Origin of the sequence: Enterococcus sp. DIV0774, from assembly GCF_050539095.1 — a bacterium.
GTDB lineage: Bacteria > Bacillota > Bacilli > Lactobacillales > Enterococcaceae > Enterococcus > Enterococcus faecalis.
Genome location: NZ_CP172923.1, coordinates 827,372 through 841,103 on the forward strand (window position 1 = coordinate 827,372; position 13,732 = coordinate 841,103).

The 13,732-nt window shown below is 37.3% G+C and carries 17 protein-coding genes and 2 pseudogenes; 16 read left to right on the top strand and 3 right to left on the bottom strand.

Annotated features, from left to right (window positions below; all coding sequences use genetic code 11):
- Window positions 1–42 precede the first annotated feature (42 nt).
- The 3 genes from IGL86_RS04100 to galM form a co-directional block, all read right to left on the bottom strand.
- Window positions 43–681, bottom strand: coding sequence for a sugar O-acetyltransferase (locus IGL86_RS04100; protein WP_002379300.1), 639 nt, complete (start codon window positions 679–681; stop codon window positions 43–45).
- 120 nt (window positions 682–801) lie between these two features.
- On the bottom strand, window positions 802–948 hold the full coding sequence (locus IGL86_RS04105) for a hypothetical protein (protein WP_002384758.1): 147 nt from the start codon (window positions 946–948) through the stop codon (window positions 802–804).
- Between the two features lie 130 nt (window positions 949–1,078).
- Window positions 1,079–2,083: a galactose-1-epimerase gene (gene galM / locus IGL86_RS04110; RefSeq protein ID WP_050443838.1), complete on the bottom strand. Its 1,005-nt coding sequence runs from the start codon at window positions 2,081–2,083 to the stop codon at window positions 1,079–1,081.
- Window positions 2,084–2,335: 252 nt separating this feature from the next.
- Between galM and IGL86_RS04115 the strand changes: the two genes are divergently transcribed.
- From IGL86_RS04115 to IGL86_RS04190, 16 genes and pseudogenes are all read left to right on the top strand, one after another.
- Window positions 2,336–3,499 carry a galactokinase gene (locus IGL86_RS04115; RefSeq protein ID WP_033625492.1) on the top strand — a complete coding sequence of 388 codons (1,164 nt, stop codon included), beginning with the start codon at window positions 2,336–2,338 and terminating at the stop codon, window positions 3,497–3,499.
- A 15-nt stretch (window positions 3,500–3,514) separates the two neighbouring features.
- The gene (gene galE / locus IGL86_RS04120) at window positions 3,515–4,504 is read left to right on the top strand and encodes a UDP-glucose 4-epimerase GalE (protein ID WP_010710165.1); all 990 of its coding nucleotides are present in this window, start codon (window positions 3,515–3,517) and stop codon (window positions 4,502–4,504) included.
- Window positions 4,505–4,518: 14 nt separating this feature from the next.
- Window positions 4,519–6,009, top strand: a complete 1,491-nt coding sequence (gene galT, locus IGL86_RS04125; protein ID WP_193363170.1) for a UDP-glucose--hexose-1-phosphate uridylyltransferase — start codon at window positions 4,519–4,521, stop codon at window positions 6,007–6,009.
- 6 nt (window positions 6,010–6,015) lie between these two features.
- Window positions 6,016–7,020, top strand: a complete 1,005-nt coding sequence (locus tag IGL86_RS04130) for a LacI family DNA-binding transcriptional regulator (protein ID WP_080280122.1) — start codon at window positions 6,016–6,018, stop codon at window positions 7,018–7,020.
- A 9-nt stretch (window positions 7,021–7,029) separates the two neighbouring features.
- A pseudogene (locus tag IGL86_RS04135) lies at window positions 7,030–7,255 on the top strand (AAA family ATPase); the annotation flags it as partial.
- Between the two features lie 160 nt (window positions 7,256–7,415).
- A pseudogene (locus IGL86_RS04140) lies at window positions 7,416–7,733 on the top strand (hypothetical protein); the annotation flags it as partial.
- A gap of 27 nt (window positions 7,734–7,760) precedes the next feature.
- A complete protein-coding gene (locus tag IGL86_RS04145) occupies window positions 7,761–8,060 on the top strand; it encodes a hypothetical protein (protein WP_025186579.1) in 300 nt (99 codons plus the stop codon).
- A gap of 66 nt (window positions 8,061–8,126) precedes the next feature.
- Window positions 8,127–8,639, top strand: a complete 513-nt coding sequence (locus IGL86_RS04150) for a GNAT family N-acetyltransferase (RefSeq protein WP_002384748.1) — start codon at window positions 8,127–8,129, stop codon at window positions 8,637–8,639.
- Window positions 8,640–8,687: 48 nt separating this feature from the next.
- Window positions 8,688–9,128 (top strand): GNAT family N-acetyltransferase, encoded by a 441-nt coding sequence (locus IGL86_RS04155; protein ID WP_341853155.1) that lies wholly within the window; start codon window positions 8,688–8,690, stop codon window positions 9,126–9,128.
- 192 nt (window positions 9,129–9,320) lie between these two features.
- A complete protein-coding gene (emeA, locus tag IGL86_RS04160) occupies window positions 9,321–10,475 on the top strand; it encodes a multidrug efflux MFS transporter EmeA (protein WP_002358140.1) in 1,155 nt (384 codons plus the stop codon).
- 146 nt (window positions 10,476–10,621) lie between these two features.
- Window positions 10,622–11,944, top strand: a complete 1,323-nt coding sequence (locus IGL86_RS04165; RefSeq protein ID WP_002382081.1) for a Y-family DNA polymerase — start codon at window positions 10,622–10,624, stop codon at window positions 11,942–11,944.
- A 4-nt stretch (window positions 11,945–11,948) separates the two neighbouring features.
- Window positions 11,949–12,338 (top strand): hypothetical protein, encoded by a 390-nt coding sequence (locus IGL86_RS04170; protein WP_002358138.1) that lies wholly within the window; start codon window positions 11,949–11,951, stop codon window positions 12,336–12,338.
- Between the two features lie 71 nt (window positions 12,339–12,409).
- Window positions 12,410–12,607 carry a hypothetical protein gene (locus IGL86_RS04175; protein ID WP_033625696.1) on the top strand — a complete coding sequence of 66 codons (198 nt, stop codon included), beginning with the start codon at window positions 12,410–12,412 and terminating at the stop codon, window positions 12,605–12,607.
- A gap of 17 nt (window positions 12,608–12,624) precedes the next feature.
- Window positions 12,625–12,930: a hypothetical protein gene (locus tag IGL86_RS04180; RefSeq protein ID WP_002358136.1), complete on the top strand. Its 306-nt coding sequence runs from the start codon at window positions 12,625–12,627 to the stop codon at window positions 12,928–12,930.
- Between the two features lie 52 nt (window positions 12,931–12,982).
- On the top strand, window positions 12,983–13,414 hold the full coding sequence (locus IGL86_RS04185; protein ID WP_002391595.1) for a universal stress protein: 432 nt from the start codon (window positions 12,983–12,985) through the stop codon (window positions 13,412–13,414).
- Between the two features lie 70 nt (window positions 13,415–13,484).
- Window positions 13,485–13,727, top strand: coding sequence for a hypothetical protein (locus IGL86_RS04190; RefSeq protein ID WP_002358134.1), 243 nt, complete (start codon window positions 13,485–13,487; stop codon window positions 13,725–13,727).
- The last annotated feature ends 5 nt before the right edge of the window (window positions 13,728–13,732 follow it).

A 13,732-nucleotide genomic window follows, 5' to 3' on the forward strand; every position in this document is an offset into this window, starting at 1 on the left:
AAAAAATCCCCAATCCGTTATTTTCATTGGATTGGGGATTTTTTATTCATGAAAGAATTGCTTCTTAGCGATTTGATACTGCCGTTGCTTTTCTGTCCAAAATTGCTGATCGTTTTCATCAATTTTGCGAATGACTTTTGCTGGATTACCTCCAACAATCGTGTTGGCAGGAACGTCTTTTGTAACCACAGCACCAGCAGCGACAATAGCATTTTTTCCAATTGTAACGCCAGGTAAAATGGTGGCACTTCCGCCAATCCACACGTTATCTTCAACAATAATTGGCGTACCGAATTCTAATTCTGCAGTTCGAATCGTTGGATCAATTGGATGGCCGGCAGTATAAAAACTAGCACGAGGGCCAACCATGACATTATCACCGAAGATGATTTTGTTTACATCTAAAAAAATGCAATCCATATTTGCATAAAAATTTTCTCCTACCTCAATATGGCGACCGTAGTCTACATGGAGGGGTGGAGTGATATATAACTCATTGCCAGTTTTTCCTAATAATTCTTTTTCTAGGGCCACAATTTCTTTCACATTATCGATAGGAAGTTGATTGATTTTTTGAGCTAACACCTTGCCTTTTGTTGATTTGTTTTCGGGTAAAATGGTGGGGGCGTAATATAATTCACCTTTTAACATTTGCATATAATCAAAGTCATTTTGTTTCATGTAAGCGCTCCTTTAGGCTTTTTCTCTATTGTATCAAATCAACACAATAAGTCGAGGAATATGTAAAATAAAAAAGGATAGATAGCAAAATAGCCTTGCTTATCTATCCTTTACCTAAGGTTATCCAATTTTTTTAACTCTCCCGCCAATTTTATCTGCTAATTTTTGTGCTTCTTTTTCAGAGTGGTAAACTAAACAACCTGATTTATCTCGCGTACGTTTACCATCTGCAGTTAAATAGCCATGAAAAAATTTGATTGCATACATAGACATCACCGCCTTTCTAATTGAAAATAGTGTAAATGGAGCGATTAAAAATGTCAAATAATAGAAGTGCTCTTAACCATTCTTATCTTTTTTAGTTCGAAGATAAGCTTGGTTAAGAGCATCTTTTCACTTAATAAATTAGTTTGAAACGGGTCGTTGAGTGAAATTCCTGTTTAGGTGAGAGGGTGATAGAACCGAACAAGGGAAATCTTTCAGCACTAGGACAGACTTGGGTTTCAAATGTGAGCGCTCCGTGATTGACTAATTTTTGCCCTTGAATATCGGGACCGTTATCAGCAAAATTTGCTGAAAAAATAACAACTGAAGGTTGATCAGTGAACATCTCTAAGGTGATATCTTTAGTTGGACTTTTTAAGATAACATCTGGGTTAATTAAATCATGATTGGTTAAGATGAAAGGGTGATCGAAGCCGTTCATCTTTTGGATTTGTTCATCGTTACTTGAAAAAACCTCAGCTAATTTTTTAGGTTTTTGTAAATCAAAAGCTGTCTGGTCGACGGAAGCTAATTCTCCAAGCGGTAAAACTCTTTCATCAAGCGGGACAAACTTTTGGGCATTTATTTGTAACTCATGCGCATCAATGGGAATTGCAGGATTTCCAGTTAAATTAAAGTAGACATGATTGGTTGGATTAAAAAGTGTTTGTTCATCTGTAGTTGCCTGATACTCAATTTGCCATTCATTTTCTTCAGTCAATGTATACGTGACTGAAACAGTGAGATTTCCAGGAAAACCATTTTCACCAGCAGGACTCTCTAGCCAAAATTTCACAGAAGGATTTGCTTGTGCCTCTTGGATTTCGCTGTGCCATTTTTTACTTTCAAACCCAGGTGTGCCACCGTGAAGTGTTGTTTGAGTAGGAGTATTAATCATCGTTTGATACGTTTTACCCGCTAGTTCAAAGGAGCCATCGGCAATTCGGCCAGCTGTTCGACCAATTGTTGCACCAAAATATACGTCTTTAGACAAATATTCATCTGCTGAGGGAAAGCCTAGCACGAGTGATCGGGATTCATTTTTTGTAAGAGGAACGTCGAGCGCAACAATTCGCGCACCAAAATCTGTTGCTTTTAAAGTCACACCATTTTTATTCGTCAGTGTGTAAAGAAGCATTCCTTGTCCAAATGATTCAGTTGAAATAGTCAAAATAATCAATCCTTCCTTTAAGTAAATATTTAGTAAATTTAATTTTGTTGTTTAGATTATTTAAATAGTCAAAAAGAAACGCTAAGAAAATAAATCTTTATTTAATTGTATTGTACACGTTTTCAATCAAAATGACAATCAAGAAAATGTTAAGTAAATATTTGCAAAAGTTTAGTAAATATTATACAATTTGTTTACTAGTGAAAGGAGCGATTAGTGATGGAAGAACTGTTAATGAATCGATTTGTAGAAATATTTGGTGAGAAAGGGACAGCCTGTTATTTTGCCCCTGGAAGAATTAATTTGATTGGTGAACATACAGATTACAATGGCGGTCATGTTTTCCCAGCGGCTATTACGTTAGGGACATTTGGTGTGGCAAGAAAAAGAGACGACCAAAAAATTCGGATGTTTTCTGATAATTTTAAAGAGGTTGGTCTCATCGAATTTTCATTAGAAGATTTAACCTATTCAGATTCAGATGATTGGGCAAATTATCCTAAAGGCGTTTTAAATTACTTGATTGAAAGCGGACACAATATTGATTCTGGCTTAGATGTGCTCTTCTACGGTACGATTCCTAATGGTGCTGGCTTGTCTTCTTCTGCTTCTATTGAACTTTTAATGGGGACGATCTGTAATGATTTATATGCTTTACACTGTCCAATGCTTGAATTGGTGCAAATCGGTAAAAAAGTGGAGAATGAATTTATTGGCGTTAATTCAGGAATTATGGACCAATTTGCCGTGGGGATGGGAGAAAAAGATCAAGCTATTCTACTAGATACCAATAATATGCACTATGAAATGGTTCCCGCCAAATTAGGTGAGTATACGATTGTCATTATGAATACTAACAAACGTCGTGAATTAGCAGATTCAAAATATAATGAACGCCGTGCAGAATGCGAAGAAGCCGTTCGTTTGCTTCAAAAAGAGTTATCTATTGAATTTTTAGGTGAATTAGACAGCGAGACATTTGACCAATATCAAGCATTGATTGGAGATCCAACGTTGATTAAACGAGCGCGTCATGCCGTCACAGAAAATGAACGAACTTTATTGGCAAAACAAGCGCTAACTGAAGGGGATTTGGAAGAATTTGGCTTATTATTAAATGCCTCACATCGTTCGTTAAAAGAAGATTACGAAGTAACCGGTATTGAGTTGGATACCCTAGTGGCTTGTGCGCAAGAACAACCAGGCGTTTTGGGCGCACGGATGACTGGTGCAGGGTTTGGCGGTTGTAGTATTGCTTTGGTACCAAAGAAAAATATAGATGCATTTATTGAAGCTGTTGGCCAGAGTTATCAAGATAAAATTGGCTATGCTGCTGATTTTTATCCTGCATCAATTGATGATGGTGCCAGAAAGTTATTTTAGAAAGGAAGGCTTTAAATGTCTATTTTAGTATTAGGTGGCGCAGGCTACATCGGCTCACATGCCGTCGATCAATTAATTTCAAAAGGCTATGCCGTTGTTGTTGTTGATAATTTATTAACGGGGCATCGTTCAGCAGTTCATGAACAAGCGACTTTCTATGAAGGCGATATTCGTGATAAAGCTTTTTTACGTAGTGTCTTTGAAAAGGAATCAATTGAAGGGGTGTTACACTTTGCGGCCAATTCTTTAGTAGGAGAATCCGTGGAGCAACCGTTAATGTATTTCAATAACAATGTTCACGGCACTCAAATTGCCTTGGAAGTCATGCAAGAATTCGGGGTGAAACACATTGTTTTTTCTTCCACAGCGGCCACTTATGGCGAACCAAAAGCAATGCCTATTACAGAAGAAACCCCAACGAATCCTAAAAATCCGTATGGGGAAAGTAAATTAATGATGGAAAAAATCATGAAATGGTGCGACAACGCTTATGGAATGAAATATGTTGCTTTGCGTTATTTTAATGTTGCGGGAGCAAAAAAAGATGCCTCAATTGGTGAGGATCACACGCCAGAAACGCATATTGTGCCAATTATTTTACAAGTGGCATTGGGCCAACGAGCAGAGCTAAGTATTTTTGGGGATGATTATGATACACCTGATGGCACGTGCATTCGAGATTATGTTTATATTGAAGACTTGATTGCAGCACATATTTTGGCTTTAGAATATTTGAAAAATGGCGGCGAAAGTGACGTCTTTAACCTGGGAAGCAACAACGGCTATTCTGTTAAAGAAATGTTAGATGCTGCTCGCGAAGTGACAGGCCAAGAAATTCCTGCGACAATCGCGCCACGCCGAGCAGGGGATCCTAGTACGTTAATTGCTTCTAGTGAAAAAGCCAAACGAGTTTTAGGCTGGCAACCAGAAGTAACTGAGGTCAAGGATATTATCGCCACCGCTTGGCAATGGCATGTGAAACATCCTCAAGGCTATAATGAATAGGAGAACATCAGATGATGAAAGAAAGTAGTAAATGGATTGCTGCATTTGTAGAGATAATCATAGAAAATGGCGATTGGACGGAAACAGACCGTTATTATTTGACGAATCGGATTGCCAAACTAGTTGGCTGTGATTTTTTTGAACAACCAGAAGCGGTTGTTTGTGAGCAAGAACCGTTGCGTGTGGTGGAACATCTTTTAAACATTGCACAAGCCAATCACCAAATCGATGACTCAATTACGGAAGCAGAACAACTAGAAGCAGAGTTAATGGATTTTATTACGCCGACCCCAACCATCATTAATCGGAAGTTTATGGATTATTATCAAGAGTCTCCACGAAAAGCAACGGATTATTTTTATCAGTTATGTAAAACAAATAACTACATTAAAACGAAAGCAATCGCCAAAAATATTATTTTCCCAATGGACTCACCCTATGGTAAACTAGAAATTACCATTAACTTATCGAAGCCAGAAAAGGATGCTCGAAAAATTTTGGCTGAAAAGAAAATGAGTCAAAAAAAATATCCAGCGTGTATGTTATGTATGGAGAATGAAGGCTATTATGGCCGTGTAAATTATCCAGCACGGACAAACCATCGGATTATCCGACTAAATTTAGAGGACGAAGCTTGGGGCTTTCAATATTCGCCATATGCTTACTATAATGAGCATGCGATTTTCTTGGACCAACAACATCGAGAAATGAAAATAGAGAAAAAAACGTTCCAGCGGCTCCTTAAAATTACGGAGTTATTCCCTGAATATTTTGTGGGCTCTAATGCAGATTTGCCAATTGTTGGTGGTTCTATTTTATCTCATGATCATTACCAAGCAGGACGTCATACATTTCCAATGGATTTAGCACCAATGGAAAAAAGATTTTCTTTGAAAAAATATCCTGAGATAACTGCGGGTATTTTAAAATGGCCGATGTCTGTGATTCGTCTTCAAAGTGATCGTCAAGAGGAACTAGTTGAGGCGGCCGAATTAATTTTGACCAAATGGCGCAATTATTCTGATGAACGAGTCTCAGTTCGGGCCTATTCAGAAGATGGTACACCGCATCATACGATTACGCCAATTGCTCGACGCAAAGGGTCATTATTTGAATTGGATTTAGTTTTACGAGATAATAATGTTTCGGAGGAATTTCCAGATGGCATTTTTCATCCACATCCAGAAGTACAACATATTAAGCAAGAAAATATTGGCTTAATTGAAGTAATGGGACTAGCTATTTTGCCACCAAGGCTGGCACAAGAATTAAAAGAAGTCGAAAAGTATTTATTAAAGCAACCCAATCAAATTGCTGAAAGTCATCGAGCTTGGGCGGATGAACTCAGTCAGCAAACCATCACTGAAGCCAATGTCAAAGAAGTGATCCAACAAGGAATTGGGACAATTTTTGTTCAAATTTTAACAGATGCCGGCGTCTTTAAACGTGATGAAGAAGGCCGTCGTGCTTTTGAACGATTTATTCAATGTATAGAAAATGATTAGTTTGAGGTGAGGAACATCGTAACCATTAAAGATATAGCAGAGCAAGTCGGTGTTTCTTCAGCGACAGTTTCGAGAGTTTTGAACTATGATGAAACATTATCAGTTAGTGATGAAACGAAGAAGAAAATATTTGAAACAGCAGAAACGTTAAATTATAAAAAGCGAGCCAGAAAAAAACAAGCAGGAAAAAAGAAAATTCGGTTTGTCCAATGGTTCAGCGATCCAGAAGAACTGGATGATATTTACTATTTATCGATTCGTTTAGGTGTTGAAAAGCGGGCAGAGGAATTGGGTTTTCTTTTAGTCAAAGAATCTCTGACAAACCTGTCTCAAAAAAGATTTGATGGGACAATTGCCCTAGGAAAATTTGATGAAAAGCAAGTGGCGGCCTTAGCCGCCTTAGGCGCACCTCTTTTATTTGTAGACTTTGATGCAATGGCTTTTGGCCAAAACTCCATTGTTGTTGATTTTGCTGGAAGTGTTAAAACAATTGTGCAAGAATTTTTGGCGCAAGGGCATCAGAAAATTGGTATGCTTTCTGGGCAAGAATATACGAAAGAGTCCCACGTGGCATTGGTTGATCCACGTTTTGTCGCTTTTAAAGAAACCTTAAAAGATCTGGACCTTTATCATCAAGAATGGGTTGTCGAAGCAGCTTTTTCTGTTGAAGAAGGCTATCAAGCGATGAAAGACTTTATTGAAGAAGCGGACACTCGTCCAACCGCTTTTTTCGCTGCAAGTGATACGTTGGCCATTGGTGCGATGCGGGCGTTACAAGAAGGAGCAATTCGTGTGCCAGAAGATATTTCTATCATTGGTTTTAATGATATTAGTGTCGCAAAATATGTTTCACCAACATTAACAACAGTTAAAGTTCATACTGAATGGATGGGTGAGCTAGCAGTTGAGACAATGAAAGAGTTATGCTTGAATACCCCACCAGTTCCTAGAAAAATTATTGTCGGAACGGAATTCATTCAGCGAGATTCAACGAAACATTCATCAAAATAACAGCAAAACTTGGAGAGTTTTTTCCAAGTTTTTTGCTCTTTTCTGCTGGTTTTCAACAATCAAGAAAATGGAGGGAAACAGATGCAACCGAAATTAATTATTTTACGTGGTAATTATGGTAGTGGTAAAACAACGATAGCTAAAGCGCTTCATCAGTGTCTTAAAGAACAATCGTTATTGATTTCTCAAGATGTGGTGCGCAGAGAAATGCTTCGTGTTAAAGATGAAACAGTCTTTTGGACGTAAGTCGAAACGACTTACTTTCTTAGACTTGAATCTTAAGATAAACGGCGGGAGAGGAGCAGCTTCTTCGGAAATAAGCTGAAATTCCTCGAAAGACGAAAAGCATCTTTCGGAAATTCCTTCTTATTTCTTGAAGCTAAAAACTCCTGTCCCGACCTCTGGCTTTTGGGTATCAAGAATGCCAGTATGTGATTGTTGAAGGGATTTTTCAAAAAGCCATTTATCATTCCTTTTTTCAGGAAATAATCCATCTCTTTGAAGGAAACGTTCAGGTTTATTATTTTGATATTTCTTTTGAAGAAACGCTGAAAAGACATAGCCAGAGAAACAAGAATCAAGAATTTGGTGTCGTGGAAATGAAACGTTGGTGGCTACCAGAAGATTATTTAGGGTTTCCGGGAGAACAGCGGTTATCTGAACAACTGTCTGAAAAGCAGATTATCAAGCAAATTTTAGCAGATATTCAGTAGTAAGTGCTGCGCTTTTTAGAGAAATGGATGTTGTGGTATGATAAAAAAGAAGGAGTGGTTTCAATGGATTACCAAGAACGATTAAAAAATTTACCACCTGAAGTCATGACAGCTTTTTCAGAATCATTTATTTTTTTAATCAGTAATGATAAAGTTCAACATTTTCCTGCACGAGACTTAACGCAAGCTGAAATGATTCAACGAGTGAAAGAGAAATTAGGTGAAACGGTGACGTGGTCCTTATGGCAAGGGTTCGTTATTGCTGTTAATTCAGAAGAAACATGTGTTGCTGTTTTGCCCAAATATCATCAACTCGATGGTTTTTGAAAATGAATAAGGGAGCGAAGAATTATTCGCTTCGTTTTATAAAATGAAAACGCTTTTCGGGAGGAAATGCTAATGTCTGAGCTAGTGGTTATTAGAGAAATGCAAGAGAAAGATATCTTAGCGCTGGATACTCAATTTGTCCAACAAGGTTGGCCAAGTCGCCAAGAGATTTTAATGAACTATTTAGAAGAACAATTAGTCAAGCAACGAACGGTTTTTGTAGCGGAGAAAAAGGCAACGCTGTTAGGTTATGTGACGTTACTGCCATTAGCTAAGGAAGGACCTTTTAAAAATTTATATCCTGAAATAGCTGATTTCAATGTATTCTTACCATTTCAAAAACAAGGAGTGGGGCGGTTATTATTAAATCGTGCAGAAAATGTTGCCAAAAGTTATGCAGATACTGTTTCTTTGGGAGTAGGCCTGCATCCTGGTTATGGTGCAGCGCAAAGATTATATATCAAACAAGGATATGTGCCAGATGGTTCAGGAGTCTGGTTTCAAAATAAGCAGCTGAAACCAAACGAACGGTGTGTTAATGATGATGAGTTAGTTCTTTATTTATCGAAAAAACTATAGAGTAGCTAAAGTAATACTCTATAAATATCATTTAGGAGGTTGTTACCCTTGATTAGAAAAATGAAGCCAACAGATGCAGCGGCGTTAACTATCATTAATAAAGAACAATTGGGCTATGAAGTTCCCGTTGACGTGACCTGTAAACAGATTGAGAAATTACTACTAGCCAGTGACAGAGAGTTTTTATATGTTTATGAAGAAACGAAGACAGGCAAGATTTTAGGCTATGTGCATGCGCAACTGTATGAAACAATTTATTCCCAAACGTTATTGAACGTTCTGGGATTAGCAGTGGCAAAAGAAGCAGAAGGCCGTGGAATTGGCAAACAATTAATGATGAAACTAGAAACGGAAGCTAAAAAGTATAACTTGTCTGCGATTCGCTTAAATTCAGGGGAACAGCGTACAGCAGCACATCAATTTTATGAACACATTGGCTATGTTTCTGATAAAAAACAAAAGCAATTCATTAAATACTTGGATACTTAAGTTATGTCTTTAAAAAATAACAATTTCCTTTAAAAAAATAAGTAAAAACTAGTGAAATTTTCAGCGAATTAGTGTAAAATGTATCTCAATGACTCAACGAGTGTTTCAGCCGAAACACTGTCAAAGAAAGTACATACAAAGAAACAGAAATAGCCATTTTTGATGGCTGTTTTTTTATGGAGGAGGCAAATTATGACGAAAAAAAATAGTATGATGTACTTAGCAATTTCTAACTTATTTCTTGTTTTTCTAGGCGTAGGCCTAGTCATTCCCGTAATTCCCCAATTAAAAGAAGAAATGCATTTTTCTGGTACCACAATGGGAATGATGATTTCTATTTTTGCGATTGCCCAATTAATCACATCGCCAATCGCAGGTGTCCTTTCGGATAAAATTGGTCGGAAAAAAATGATTGCGACGGGCATGTTGGTGTTTTCAATTTCTGAGTTATTATTTGGTTTAGCCCAAGCGAAAAGCGGTTTTTATATTTCTCGTGGTTTAGGTGGGATTGCCGCCGCTTTATTAATGCCGTCAGTGACAGCCTTTGTGGCAGATATGACCACGATTTCTGAACGTCCGAAAGCGATGGGACTTGTGTCAGCTGCAATTAGTGGTGGTTTTATTATCGGACCAGGAGTTGGTGGTTTTATTGCTTATTTAGGCATTCGCGCTCCATTTTTTGCGGCCGCATTTTTAGCGTTTATTGGTTTTATTTTGACATTAACTGTTTTGAAGGAGCCAGAGAAACGAATTTTAGCCGCTGTTGAAGCGAAAAAAGGTTCATTTATGGATATTTTAAGAAATCCAATGTTTACCTCATTATTTGTGATTATCTTAATTTCCTCTTTTGGCCTGCAAGCGTTCGAATCTATTTATAGTATTATGGCGACTATTAATTTTGGCTTTACCACAAGTGAAATAGCAATCGTGATTACGGTTAGTGGTATTTTAGCGTTGATTTGTCAGTTGTTTTTCTTTGATGCAATTGTCCAAAAAATAGGCGAAATGGGTTTAATCCAATTAACCTTTTTTGCAAGTGCCATTTTTATTGCCGTGATTGCCTTTACAAAAAATAATTTAGTTGTTGTATTTTCAACGTTTATTGTCTTTTTAGCGTTTGACTTGTTTAGACCAGCAGTAACTACTTATTTATCCAAACATGCTGGAGATCAACAAGGAACCATCAACGGACTAAATTCGACATTTACAAGTTTTGGTAATATTTTAGGACCAATGGCAGCAGGAGCTTTATTTGATATCAATCACTTTTTCCCTTATTATGTTTCAGCAGTAATTCTGTTAGGAACGGGCTTTTTATCGTTATTTTTAAATCGAAATAAGATGTAAAAGAAAAAATAAGTATTTGGAATATAAAAATTCCGAATACTTATTTTTTTTTGATCACCGACAGTTCTTGAAAAAAACAAAAAAATAAACAGTGTTCGCTTGATTAATCGAACGTTTGTTCGTATAATGATTTTGCAAGTGAGGTGATGTTTGTGAAATTTGATTATGAAAAAGAACCTAGTCGCGATATTCTTTGTATTGATTGCAAAAGTTTTTACGCTAGTGTAGAATGCGCAGAACGTGGGTTAGATCCGTTGAAAACGATGTTGGTAGTGATGAGTAATGCCGAAAATGCGGGGGGATTAGTTTTATCAGCATCGCCAATGGCAAAAAAAGTTTTAGGTGTTTCAAATGTTACGCGTAAAAATCAAGTGCCCGCTCATCCTGATTTATATGTGGTTCCGCCACGAATGAATTTGTACATGAAAAAAAATCAAGAAATTAATAATTTATATAAAAAGTTTGTCGCAGATGAAGATCACTCTGTGTTTAGTGTAGATGAATCATTTCTTGATGTAACGGCTTCTTTAAGTTATTTTCATTGTGAAACTGCCTATAAAATGGCTCGGATTATCCAAAGAGTCGTTTATAATCATGTGGGTATTTATGTGACCGTTGGGATAGGGGACAATCCGTTACTGGCTAAATTGGCGTTGGACAATGGCGCCAAACATTCGCCAGATTTTATTGCAGAATGGCGGTATGATCGTGTACCAGATACTGTCTGGCAGTTGCCTTCTTTGACAGATTTTTGTGGGATTGGTCGCAGAATGGCTAAACGACTGAATCGTTTAGGAATTGATTCTGTATATGAGTTAGCGCAAGCGAATCCGCATCTTTTACAAGAAACATTTGGCGTGATGGGGCTTCAATTGTATGCTCATTCATGGGGGATTGATCGTACCTTTTTAGGGAAAAAAGCGCAACATAAAGCTGAAAAATCATTTGGGAATAGTCAGATTTTACCGAGAGATTATGCGCGAAGAGATCAGATTGAACTAGTCTTAAAGGAACTGACAGAACAAGTGGCTGCTCGTTTAAGAAAAGCGCATTGTCAAACGGAATGTATCACAGTCTACGTTGGTTATTCCAAAGGACAAATTGACCGTGAAGGACGAACTGGTTGGCGAAAACAACAAACGATTCCTGCAACAAACAATACAAAAGTTTTGATTACCTATGTATTAGCCCTTTTTAGAGAACATTATCTAGCGGGAACCGATGTCCGGCAATTAGGGCTTTCTTATGGGAAATTAGTTTGGAATGAATCTTTACAATTAGATTTATTTTCGGAACCAGAAGAGCAAATTAGTGAAATGGAGTTAAACTATCTGATTGATAAAATCCGACAAAAATTTGGCTTTCAAGCTTTAATCCACGCCTCTTCTTTGTTGGAAGGCGCGACGGCAATTCATCGTTCAGGATTAGTCGGTGGACATGCTGGAGGAAATGTCGGTTTAGGAGGATAACATCATGAAACGAACAAAAAAAGAATTTACACCTTATAATGAGTACCATGATCGGCCCTTTGAACTGAAATGGGCGACCGCTTTTGCATTGGGGGAGTTACAAGAAGGAATCGAAGCTTCTGACGAATATTCTAAGAGAGCGTTTGAACGCTTACCGCAACAGACAACAGAAGAAATTGAAGAATACTTAGAGCAGTCTTTAAAAAATAACCAGGTTTTAGAAATCCAATTGAATACATTGGATGATTTTGGCCGTGTTCAACCGCCAATTGTTGGTGTTTTTGAAGGGATGAGTTCAATGGAGTATGCAAAAGTTGGACATACACATATTTTATTTGAAGAGATTCGGCATATTAAAAGTCATGAGTTTACAAAGTGGTCGAGCCTTGATTAAAAAACTATTGTTATACGTGCGTTTTGTGAAAACACATGAGATAATGTTCATAGGTAATAGAAATAAAAATTATGGAGGTGGCTAGGATGGGACATCATTTAAAAGGACACCATGGCAAAAAAACAAACGTAAATGGCGGCTTTTTAACAAAGTTATTGGCTGGTGGTGCCTTAGTGGGCGTAGGAAAAAAGTTATACGACAATCGTGAAAAAATTAAAGAGCTGTTAAGTGACGACAAAGAAAAAAGCAACGATACTGAAAACAAATAAAGGACTGGATTGACGGAATGGTAAAAGATGCAGCGTATATTATTGAAGAGATTACCACGATTTTAGAAGGAACCTATTTTGTGATAACCAAGAAAGCGAATAAGCGCCGCATGTGTTTACATGTTTCAGATACCGCGAAAGAATTTTTACGTTGTCGACTGGAGTATGAAACATTCTTAGAGCAACAGTTTGATTATGCCACAATGTTTTTAGAAACATGTACGGAAGATGTTTCTGTTGAAATTCAAACAGGACTACTTGAAGAAACAAATTATCAAGCATTAACCGTGGAAAAATTACAACAGATAGCCACTAAAATGTAACACAGCTGTTGTGTTAGTTTTGATTCTTAATTTGGTTAAGGAGGCGGATAAAATGTCAGTATATCAACATATTTTGGTTGCTCTTGATGGCTCAGATCAATCTGAAAAAGCTTTTCATGAAGCTGTCAGGATTGCCAAAGAGGAACAAGCCACTCTTTATTTAGCTACAATTATTAATGATGCTGAATTTACGACGAGTCCATTTTCTTTTGAAGAATTGTATGATTTAGAAAAACACAAGTCAGAAGAGATGCTCACTGAAAAGGCAAAACAAGCGAGTGAAATTGGTGTAAAAACAGTCAAAAAAATTGTTGAGCTTGGGAGCCCAAAACGTTATCTTGCCAACACGATTTCTGAAAATTATGCCATAGATTTAATTGTGTTAGGTGCCACGGGAAGAGGTGCTATTCAACGAACCTTGATTGGTTCTACTACAGATTATGTGGTTAACCATGCTTTGTGCAATGTCTTAGTCGTTCGCTAATTGTGAGTAAATAATCAAGGGAACAATGTTTTATCGGGGCGTTTTTTTAAATTAAACGAGAGGTGAGTTTATGAAAACAAAAATCGGAAAAACAGTTATCTTGTCAGCGTTTTTATTCACAAGTTTCCTTTTACTGAGTGGTTGTACCTCGGCTGGCGAAGAGATGGAAAAAACAATTGATCGACAGAAAGAAAAAGTCGATAAAACGGTCGATAAGCAGAAACATAAAAATGAAAATTCCATGGAAAGTTACGACGAAAAAGTTGACCGTTCTTTAGATAGTCAAGAAGACAAAATCGATACTACTGAGTAACGGGA

What these genes read in the sequence shown, in the direction of transcription:
- IGL86_RS04100 (WP_002379300.1), bottom strand. Translation starts at nt 681, where the DNA reads ATGAAACAAAATGACTTTGATTATATGCAAATGTTAAAAGGTGAATTA.
- IGL86_RS04105 (WP_002384758.1), bottom strand. Translation starts at nt 948, where the DNA reads ATGTATGCAATCAAATTTTTTCATGGCTATTTAACTGCAGATGGTAAA.
- galM (WP_050443838.1), bottom strand. Translation starts at nt 2,083, where the DNA reads ATGCTTCTTTACACACTGACGAATAAAAATGGTGTGACTTTAAAAGCA.
- IGL86_RS04115 (WP_033625492.1), top strand. Translation starts at nt 2,336, where the DNA reads ATGGAAGAACTGTTAATGAATCGATTTGTAGAAATATTTGGTGAGAAA.
- galE (WP_010710165.1), top strand. Translation starts at nt 3,515, where the DNA reads ATGTCTATTTTAGTATTAGGTGGCGCAGGCTACATCGGCTCACATGCC.
- galT (WP_193363170.1), top strand. Translation starts at nt 4,519, where the DNA reads ATGAAAGAAAGTAGTAAATGGATTGCTGCATTTGTAGAGATAATCATA.
- IGL86_RS04145 (WP_025186579.1), top strand. Translation starts at nt 7,761, where the DNA reads ATGTTGTGGTATGATAAAAAAGAAGGAGTGGTTTCAATGGATTACCAA.
- IGL86_RS04150 (WP_002384748.1), top strand. Translation starts at nt 8,127, where the DNA reads ATGCTAATGTCTGAGCTAGTGGTTATTAGAGAAATGCAAGAGAAAGAT.
- emeA (WP_002358140.1), top strand. Translation starts at nt 9,321, where the DNA reads ATGACGAAAAAAAATAGTATGATGTACTTAGCAATTTCTAACTTATTT.
- IGL86_RS04165 (WP_002382081.1), top strand. Translation starts at nt 10,622, where the DNA reads ATGTTTGTGAAATTTGATTATGAAAAAGAACCTAGTCGCGATATTCTT.
- IGL86_RS04170 (WP_002358138.1), top strand. Translation starts at nt 11,949, where the DNA reads ATGAAACGAACAAAAAAAGAATTTACACCTTATAATGAGTACCATGAT.
- IGL86_RS04175 (WP_033625696.1), top strand. Translation starts at nt 12,410, where the DNA reads ATGGAGGTGGCTAGGATGGGACATCATTTAAAAGGACACCATGGCAAA.
- IGL86_RS04180 (WP_002358136.1), top strand. Translation starts at nt 12,625, where the DNA reads ATGGTAAAAGATGCAGCGTATATTATTGAAGAGATTACCACGATTTTA.
- IGL86_RS04185 (WP_002391595.1), top strand. Translation starts at nt 12,983, where the DNA reads ATGTCAGTATATCAACATATTTTGGTTGCTCTTGATGGCTCAGATCAA.
- IGL86_RS04190 (WP_002358134.1), top strand. Translation starts at nt 13,485, where the DNA reads ATGAAAACAAAAATCGGAAAAACAGTTATCTTGTCAGCGTTTTTATTC.